We start from the raw sequence: 8,151 nt of genomic DNA on the forward strand, positions 1-8,151 counted from the left end.
TATTGTGCACCTAATCGCACCATACTGGAACCGAACCGACGAAGGAGGTGAGCTCACGAGCGCAGCGAGTAATTGAAACCGTGGTTCAACCGTAACAAGGGCGGAGGCCCGATAGTATGGCGACGTAAGGCTCGATAGTATGGCGGCATAAGGCCCGATAGTATGGCGACATAAGTCTCGATAGTATGGCGACGTAAGGCTCGATAGTATGGCGACATAAGGCTCGATAGTATGGCGACGTAAGGCTCGATAGTATGGCGACATAAGGCTCGATAGTAGGGAGTAGTAACTCCCGGAAGTGTGGAGTAGTAACTCCCGGAAGTGTGGAGTAGTAACTCCCGGAATTGTGGAGGGATAACTCCCAGAAGTGTGGAGTAGTAACTCCCGGAAGTGTGGAGGGATAACTCCCGGAAGTATGGAGTAGTAACTCCCGAAAGTGAGGAGTAAAACTACCAAGCCGCCGGCAAGCATTTTATACAGGTAACTGAGACTAGTCAGGGTATACAAAAAGCGAGGCAGTTCTACTGAACTGCCTCGCTTTTTACATTAATAGAATGCTTAGAACAAACCCTTGAGCTTCTTCTTTAGCTCTTCCTTGGCTTTGTCGGCAGCCTCTTTCTTCTTCTTTTCAATATCTTCCTTATTCTCTTCCATATACTTTTTTACCTCTTCTTTGGCGGTTTCTTTTACCGTTTCCTTAAGGGTTTCCTTGGCCGACGTGTTCCCTTCGCCGGGAGCACCGGAGCTCATCCCTGCAAGCTTTACCTTTGGATCGGTAACCATTCCGTCTACCTTAAGCTTCACGTTTATCTTCTCAGGCATCTTTATCTCTTTTCCTGCAAGTGGTGTTTTGGATAGCAGGGAGCTGGCCAGCTTCGATGCCGCATCGCCAAAATACTTCGACGGAACAACCAAATCCACGTTATAGTCGAGCGTTTGGTCAAGTCCGTTACGGCCACCAAAGGTGAGGGCGATATCGTCAATCATTAGGGTGGATGGTGCTACATTTACCCAACCGTCCTTAATGGTAAAGCTGATGTTTACATCCTTAATGGTATTGCCCATTCCCTTTGCCTTCATAACCTTATTTATTTGGTCGAAGGTTTTAGAATTTACCACCTGGAGGTTTTGCGACTGTAGCTTTCCGTAACCATCGATGGACTTAAGCACTGGGCTCATTTCTTGATCGATGTCGGTTTTAAAGGTAAACTTCAGCGAGATGTTTCCTTGGCAATTTTTGGTGATGGGCGCCATCTTCTCGATCATCGAGAACGATTTGGTCGCCATTTGAATGTCGAGGTTCTTAATGTCGAGGTCCATATCGGCCGATGGCTTGGTGGTATCGGCAGTATTGTATGTGCCGGTAACCATCATGGAGCCGTTGAACAGGTTCATGTGCAGCTTGTCCATGATTGCCTTTCCACCTTTAAGCACTACATCTCCGCCAACATTGGTCATCTCCATTTTGTCGAAGAGCACCTTCTTGAGGCTGGTGTTTAGCGTAAAGTCAATATTTTGTGGAATAAAGACTGTCTTCATTGGAGTGGTATCTGCTACGGCTGCAGTTTCGGGTGTTGCGTCTTCGCTCATAAATTCATTTGCATCCAAAAGGTTCGAACTCAGGTCGAAATTGGCTTTGAGAACACCACTCTTAAACACATAACCGAGGAAGTTTTCTACCCTACCCTTTAAGCTTAAATCGCTTTTGCCAATGAGGCAGTTGAAGTGATCGAGCTGCAGGTATTTGGGGGTAAACTGAATCTTCGAGCTAGGGATTTTTACATCAGCAGGAAGGTCGGGCGTTTTCATCTCGAAATTCTGGAGTTCAACCAACCCGTCTACCTTCACGTTGTCGTATTCCTCCTTCTCGATTTGCGACATACGCACAGCCATGTTTACGTTGGCAGTCATAATACCCTTCATGGCTACGTTCTCCATAGGAACTACATCGGCAAGGGTTGTAAAGTTGACTTTTCCGTCGATGGCAGCGCTCACCTGTGGATCGGTCATCGGGGTGCGTACCTGCGCCTTTGCCGATATTGGGTTACCGGCCATGCTCATGGTGAACTTGCGCAAGTCGATAAGTGTTTTGCTATCGTCCGATCCGTTAAAGTCTACGTTGAGGTCGATGTTGATGCCCTCAATGGCTTTAGGCAGTATAGGGTATTGGACGCGAGCATTGGAAACAAGTAGCTTAAGCCCAACGTTGGGCAGCTGCTTGCTGTTGTAGGTGCCGGTAACGGTTCCGTCGAGTGAAAGCTTGCCATCGGTTTTTAGGGTCTCATAATCCTTCATAAATACCGAAGGAACCATGGAGAGAAGGGTTTTGAAACTTGTCTCCTTTGTAAAGTATTTTAGGTCGAAAACCATGCTGCTATCGGGCATGGCAATGGAACCATTTACCCCAAGCACCAGCTTGTTAACGCCAATTTCGTTGTCTTGAATGGTAAACACCATATTCTTAAGATCGGCACTTACCTTTGCCTTAAGGGTTACCATCATGTTTTGAACAAAGGTGGTTCCGCCCATCATTACGGCTAGGTTTTCGATGCTCGAATTAATATCGAGGGTGGTAATTTCATCGGAAAGGTTGCCGCCCAACCTAAAGTTAAGGTTCTTTATTCCGGCTATCATGTTCGAGGTTTGATCCTCATATACAATGTTACCGTTGTTGATTATAAACTCCTTAAGCGATAGCTTGAAGGGCGAAGCAGCCGAAGTATCAACTGGCGTTTCGGGAGTGGGAGCCGAGGGTTTTGCAATGTCCCAGTTGGCTGAGCTATCGGCCAGCACCTTCGCGTAGATCTTCGGATTGTTCAGGCTGATTGAGTTTACCTTTATTTGATCACCCGATATTACACTCCCAAGGTTTACCGAAAGGTTGAACGACGAGAATGCCACGAGCGTATCATCCTTGAATTTATCGATTCCAACCACGCTAAGGTCTTTTAGCGCTATGGAAAGGTTTGGGAAATCCCGGAAGAGGGAGAGGCTAACATCCGAAAACGTTACAGTTGCGTTGACGTTTTCGTTGATTACACTCTCGGCCTTGCTAATGATCTGGCTCTTGAACAGGAGAGGGATTAAGATCATGGCAAGAATCACAACGCCAAGGAAAATACCTAGCGATTTGAGGAAAATCTTGAGAAACTTCTTCATAGTCTCTAATTTATGAGGTTATTAATATGGATTATTCTTTATTGCGTTAATCTGGTTCAAAGTTAAGCAGTCGAAACGAAATAAACTTTAGAATTGTGGGCTTTGTTTTGTATTTTTGAAAAATAATGAATCATCCGTGCCAATTTCCTCTCGATAATCTTAAGCCTAGGCTATGGAAAACAAGCTGCAAATAGATCACCATACAGCCTCCGACCTTCAAATATTCGAAGCCAGGGGAGATAAAACCATTCTCGACCTGTTCGACGAAACCGTCACTCCCGACGGAAAGCTGAAGCTGAAGGAGCGCTTTTACAATGCCTATAATAGCCGCGACTCCATTCTTGAGGTGCAAGCGGCACTAAGGCATATTCAAACGCACCTTGATGTGTGGTCGTTTCCCATTACGCCACAGGAAGCCAACAGGATAAACCTTTACTATATATCCAAATCGAAGCCAATGCTTTTTGAGGAGGAGGCTTTGTTCTGGGTGGAAAGTGTATTTCGAAGAACATTTAGCTCCGAATTCCGCGAGATATCCCTCCATGGAACCCAACACATTATCCGCTATTTTGAAAAACTCCAGGGGTGGTTGGCGCGGGTCGATTCAGCAGATCTGCCTAAGCTCCTAAAAGATTTAGTTGCATCCATTACTACCATTCTCGAAGAGGGAATCCTGGCAGAGGTGCTCAGGAAGGAAACCCGGAAGGCGAAGAGCAACGAGCTGCTTAGGATCGATAAGCTTTTCCGTGGACACGATTCGGTAAAATATGTGTTGATGGTAAACCATGTTTTCGAGTTGGAAGCATTGATATCTATTGCATTGGCTGGCCATAAAAAGGGCTTTTCGTTTCCTGAGATGCTTGATGTACAAACGCCAGTAGTAGAGCTTACTGATGTATGGCATCCCTTTTTAAATGCACCGGTGGTCAATACCGTTTCGCTCGGAAATAGCGGGAGTGTGGTTTTTCTTACCGGTCCAAATATGGCTGGAAAAACTACCTTTCTTAGGGCCTTGGGTATTTGCGTTTACTTAGCGCATTTGGGGTTTCCCATTCCGGCTAAGTTGGGGCGAATGAGCGTCTTTAATGGGCTTCTTTCCAGCATCAATACCGAGGATAGCGTAACCTTAGGCTATAGCTATTTCTATAGCGAAGTGCTGCGGGTAAAGAAGGCGGCGCAGTTTGTCCGAGACACTCCCAAGGTGTTGCTAATTATGGACGAACTCTTTAAGGGCACCAATATAAAGGATGCGCACGATGGATCGCTAATGGTGATTAAGGGGTTGGCCAAGAACCCCAGCTGTTTGGTGGTAATCTCCTCACATCTTCTTGAGTTGGCGGTCGATCTCAAAAAAGTAAACTCAGTATCTTTCAATTGCTTTAGTAGCCGAGTGGTAAACGGTAAACCGCAGTTCGACTATAAGTTAAAGAAGGGTGTATCCGACGAGCGAATAGGCCTTATTATTCTAAAGAATGAGGGGGTGGATAAGCTACTTGGGGTTGAGGATGATTTGATGGATTGATGATTTGAAAATGGGACAATTTGCCTATTAACATAGGATTTATCCACCTTCTTTTCTGTTGGGGAGTAATAACCTCCGCTGGAAACGCTTTTTTCAACTCATTGTCGAGCGTGGTTTGTATAATTGAAGTTTCTCCCTACTTTTGCCTACCAATTTGGTTTCTTGTTCAAAAGTGTTTATGTTCGTTGCCCGAGAAACAATCAGATTAACCGTTAACGCTGTATAATTTATAAAACTTTTTATAATGAGCAAAGAATTCGATCCCAACGACATTGGTATTTCCAATGATAACTTCTTCGGATTACCATACACACCCGAAGAGTCTGACTTAATCCTTTACTCTGTACCTTGGGATGTAACTACATCGTATGGTGGAGGTGCATCGCATGGCCCACAGGCAATGCTTAATGCTTCCCTTCAGGTGGATCTTTTCGACTTCGATGTTCCTGAGGCATGGAGTGCCAAAATAGGATCGCTCCCCATCGACGACGATATGTACAACACCAGCTCCAAAAATCGGGATGTGGCTGAGGCACTGATTACCTACATGGAGGAGGGCGGCGACAGGGAGAGTAGGAAATTCCTTCAACGCTTGGAGTCAATAAATGAAGCATGCCGCGAAATGGTGGCAACCGTTAAGGAAGAGACTAGCGAATGGCTACGACGTGAAAAAATTGTAGGCCTAGTTGGTGGCGATCATAGCACTCCGCTTGGCCTTATTCAAGCGCTTGCCGAGGTACACCCTTCGTTTGGAATTCTGCACATCGATGCTCATGCCGACTTGCGCGTGGCATACGAGGGATTCACCTACTCGCACGCCTCCATTATGCACAACGCCATGCAGCTTCCTCAGATTGAGAAGCTCGTACAAGTGGCTGTTCGCGACTTGTGTCAAGACGAGTTTGACGTGATACAAGCTGATAGCCGCATAAAGATGTTTAGCGATTACGACTTAAAGTCCGATTGCTTCAACGGAAAGAATTGGCACCAGCAGTGCGAGGCTATCGTGGCCGAACTACCCCAAAAAGTATACATCAGCTTCGATATCGATGGGCTTACCCCAGAACTTTGCCCCAACACAGGAACACCGGTAGTGGGAGGGTTGACTTTCAACCAAGCGCATTACCTCCTTAAATCGGTGGTGAAAAGCGGAAAGCAAATCATTGGCTTCGACCTTAATGAGGTTTCGCCCGGCGAGGGTGAGTGGGATGCCAGCGTGGGGGCACGCATGCTCTATAAGCTGGGTCTGTTTACTCTGGCCTCCGTCGATGCTAAATTTGGCAAAACAATTAAGGCATAATCATTGATTACTAGAAACAATTCAGAACCAAGGTAAGCCCTTGCTAGGTAAAGTAAAACGTTTTTGTTAATCAAAAAGTGCAACAAAGGGAGCCGGGTAATTCCGGCTTTTTTTATTTTTAGGCGTGATAAACTTATTGATGATACAATGGATGCGATTGCGATTTACATAGTATACGTGGCCGATCAGCAGCGCAGTAGAGATTTTTACCGTGATGTTTTAATGCAGGAACCTGTTTTGGACGTACCGGGAATGACGGAGTTTCAGCTAGGACCGGGATGCAAACTCGGAATTATGCCCGAGAATGGTGTGGCTCGCCTTTTGGGCGATAGGATTCCACACCCGTCACTGGGGAGTGGAATTCCTCGAAGCGAAGTTTACCTCTACATTAAGAATCCTATCGATTACTTTAAGCGTGCCATCAAGGCTGGTGGCGTTTCCATAAGCATGCCCAAGGCCTGCGATTGGGGCGATACGGTGGCCTACTGCGCCGATCCCGATGGGCATATTATCGCCTTTGCCGAGAGAACAGCATAGGTTAATAACCAATTCCTTCTGTGCCTATGGGCACGGTTGCGTCTGTAACACTAAACAGGTTCGAAATGAACCACCACAAACCCAATATCTACTTGTATTGTATCTTACTTAAGGGACACGATTATTCGCAGGCTTGGGTCTTTTTGTCTTAATTATTATCGTATCCTAAATACAAAGGCTTATATTTAATTCATAGTCAAACGTATAACCTATTTATTCTTTTCAGCTATTTTTTTCTTTTTGCATAATACATTCCTTGTTTATTATTGATTGGTAGTGGGAAAAAGGTTAGATTTGTATACAGGGTGATTTTATCACACGCATAAATGAGTTATGCTCAAGTTGACTTTACGGGCCTTAATTCAACAACTTAGCACAATACATATTTAAATACTAAGTATGTTGACTAAAAAATCGAATTGCCATGTTAGAAAAAATTATTGATTATAGCGTAAAGAACAAACTGATAGTTATACTATTTACGCTTACTATAGCGGCTTTTGGTCTGTATGCAGTTTTAAATATTCCAGTGGGTGCAGTGCCCGATATTACAAATAATCAGATTCAGGTAATTACCACCTCTGGTAATTTGTCGACCCAGGAAATTGAGCAATTTATTACAACACCTGTTGAAATGGAGATGGCGAATTTGCCTGGTGTTGAGGAAATACGCTCTATCTCGAAATTCGGGATTTCCGTGGTTACGGTGGTTTTTTCAGAAAACATGGGGACTTATTTACCCCGACAATTAATTGCTGAAAAAATTAAAATAGCATCGGCTAATATCCCTGAGGCTTATGGCGTGCCCGAAATGGGACCGATAACCACCGGTTTAGGCGAAATATACCAGTACATTGTTGATGTAAAACCTGAATTTAGAGATAAGTATACTCCAATGGATTTGCGGACAATCCAAGACTGGATTATAAAACGACAATTATCGGGGATAAAAGGTGTAGTTGAAATAAACAGTTGGGGTGGATATTTAAAACAATATGAGGTATCGGTGAATCCGGCAAGGATTAAAAGCCTTGGAATTAGTTTAATGGATATTTATACTGCGCTCGAAAACAACAATGGTATTTCGGGTGGTTCCTATATTGAAAAAACAAATCAGAGTTATTTTATTAGGGGCGATGGACAGGCAAAGACTTTAGCCGATATTGAAAACATTGTAGTTACGAACAATACAGGTACGCCAATTCTTATAAAAGATTTGGCCATGGTGAAATTCGGTTTTGCAAACCGTTTTGGTGCCATTACTGCTAATGGAAAGGGAGAAACGGTTCTGGGTCAGATTATGATGCCTAAATTCAAGTAACAAATGCAACTTATAGGATTGATTGGAGAGAAAGGAATTGCATTTTTTCAGAACAGGAAGATGAGAATTACTCACCTTCGCTGCTCCGATGGAAAAAATGTGGTTCTTTACCCCCTAAGTCCTCTAAAAATAAGTTGTAATGGCGCACATCAACCAAGAGCAAAGGTATGTAATTACCCTCATGCTACAGCAAGGCAAGCTACAAAAAGAAATAGCCCTGTTTATCAACCGAAGCCCTTCCGTGATATCCCGGGAGATTCGCAGGAACAGGGATGCCAAAACGGGCATTTACGAGAGCAACGTGGCGCAGCG

Annotated in this window: 7 protein-coding genes; 5 read left to right on the plus strand and 2 right to left on the minus strand. The window is 44.5% G+C overall.

The features are described from left to right. Together BLS65_RS18090 and BLS65_RS16565 are read right to left on the minus strand one after the other, a co-directional pair. Positions 1 to 456 (minus strand): hypothetical protein (locus BLS65_RS18090; RefSeq protein WP_170830181.1); only part of this gene is annotated, 456 nt, incomplete at its 3' end. Positions 457 to 558: 102 nt separating this feature from the next. Continuing rightward, positions 559 to 3,159, minus strand: coding sequence for an AsmA family protein (locus BLS65_RS16565; RefSeq protein WP_092440928.1), 2,601 nt, complete (start codon positions 3,157 to 3,159; stop codon positions 559 to 561). 172 nt (positions 3,160 to 3,331) lie between these two features. Between BLS65_RS16565 and BLS65_RS16570 the strand changes: the two genes are divergently transcribed. The 5 genes from BLS65_RS16570 to BLS65_RS18945 form a co-directional block, all read left to right on the plus strand. After that, a complete protein-coding gene (locus BLS65_RS16570; RefSeq protein WP_092440929.1) occupies positions 3,332 to 4,681 on the plus strand; it encodes a MutS-related protein in 1,350 nt (449 codons plus the stop codon). Between the two features lie 244 nt (positions 4,682 to 4,925). Beyond that, on the plus strand, positions 4,926 to 5,981 hold the full coding sequence (locus BLS65_RS16575) for an agmatinase family protein (RefSeq protein WP_092440930.1): 1,056 nt from the start codon (positions 4,926 to 4,928) through the stop codon (positions 5,979 to 5,981). A gap of 147 nt (positions 5,982 to 6,128) precedes the next feature. Next, the gene (locus BLS65_RS16580) at positions 6,129 to 6,518 is read left to right on the plus strand and encodes a VOC family protein (protein WP_092440932.1); all 390 of its coding nucleotides are present in this window, start codon (positions 6,129 to 6,131) and stop codon (positions 6,516 to 6,518) included. Between the two features lie 424 nt (positions 6,519 to 6,942). After that, entirely contained in the window at positions 6,943 to 7,839 is an 897-nt protein-coding gene (locus BLS65_RS16585) for an efflux RND transporter permease subunit (protein ID WP_092440931.1), read from the plus strand. A 139-nt stretch (positions 7,840 to 7,978) separates the two neighbouring features. Further along, on the plus strand, positions 7,979 to 8,151 hold a 173-nt coding region (locus BLS65_RS18945; protein ID WP_139180958.1), incomplete at its 3' end, for a helix-turn-helix domain-containing protein.

The sequence above is a fragment of the Williamwhitmania taraxaci genome (assembly GCF_900096565.1).
Classification (GTDB): domain Bacteria; phylum Bacteroidota; class Bacteroidia; order Bacteroidales; family Williamwhitmaniaceae; genus Williamwhitmania; species Williamwhitmania taraxaci.

Coding starts and splice junctions, on each gene's coding strand:
- BLS65_RS16570 (WP_092440929.1), top strand. CDS start 3,332: ATGGAAAACAAGCTGCAAATAGATCACCATACAGCCTCCGACCTTCAA.
- BLS65_RS16585 (WP_092440931.1), top strand. CDS start 6,943: ATGTTAGAAAAAATTATTGATTATAGCGTAAAGAACAAACTGATAGTT.
- BLS65_RS16565 (WP_092440928.1), bottom strand. CDS start 3,159: ATGAAGAAGTTTCTCAAGATTTTCCTCAAATCGCTAGGTATTTTCCTT.
- BLS65_RS16580 (WP_092440932.1), top strand. CDS start 6,129: ATGGATGCGATTGCGATTTACATAGTATACGTGGCCGATCAGCAGCGC.
- BLS65_RS16575 (WP_092440930.1), top strand. CDS start 4,926: ATGAGCAAAGAATTCGATCCCAACGACATTGGTATTTCCAATGATAAC.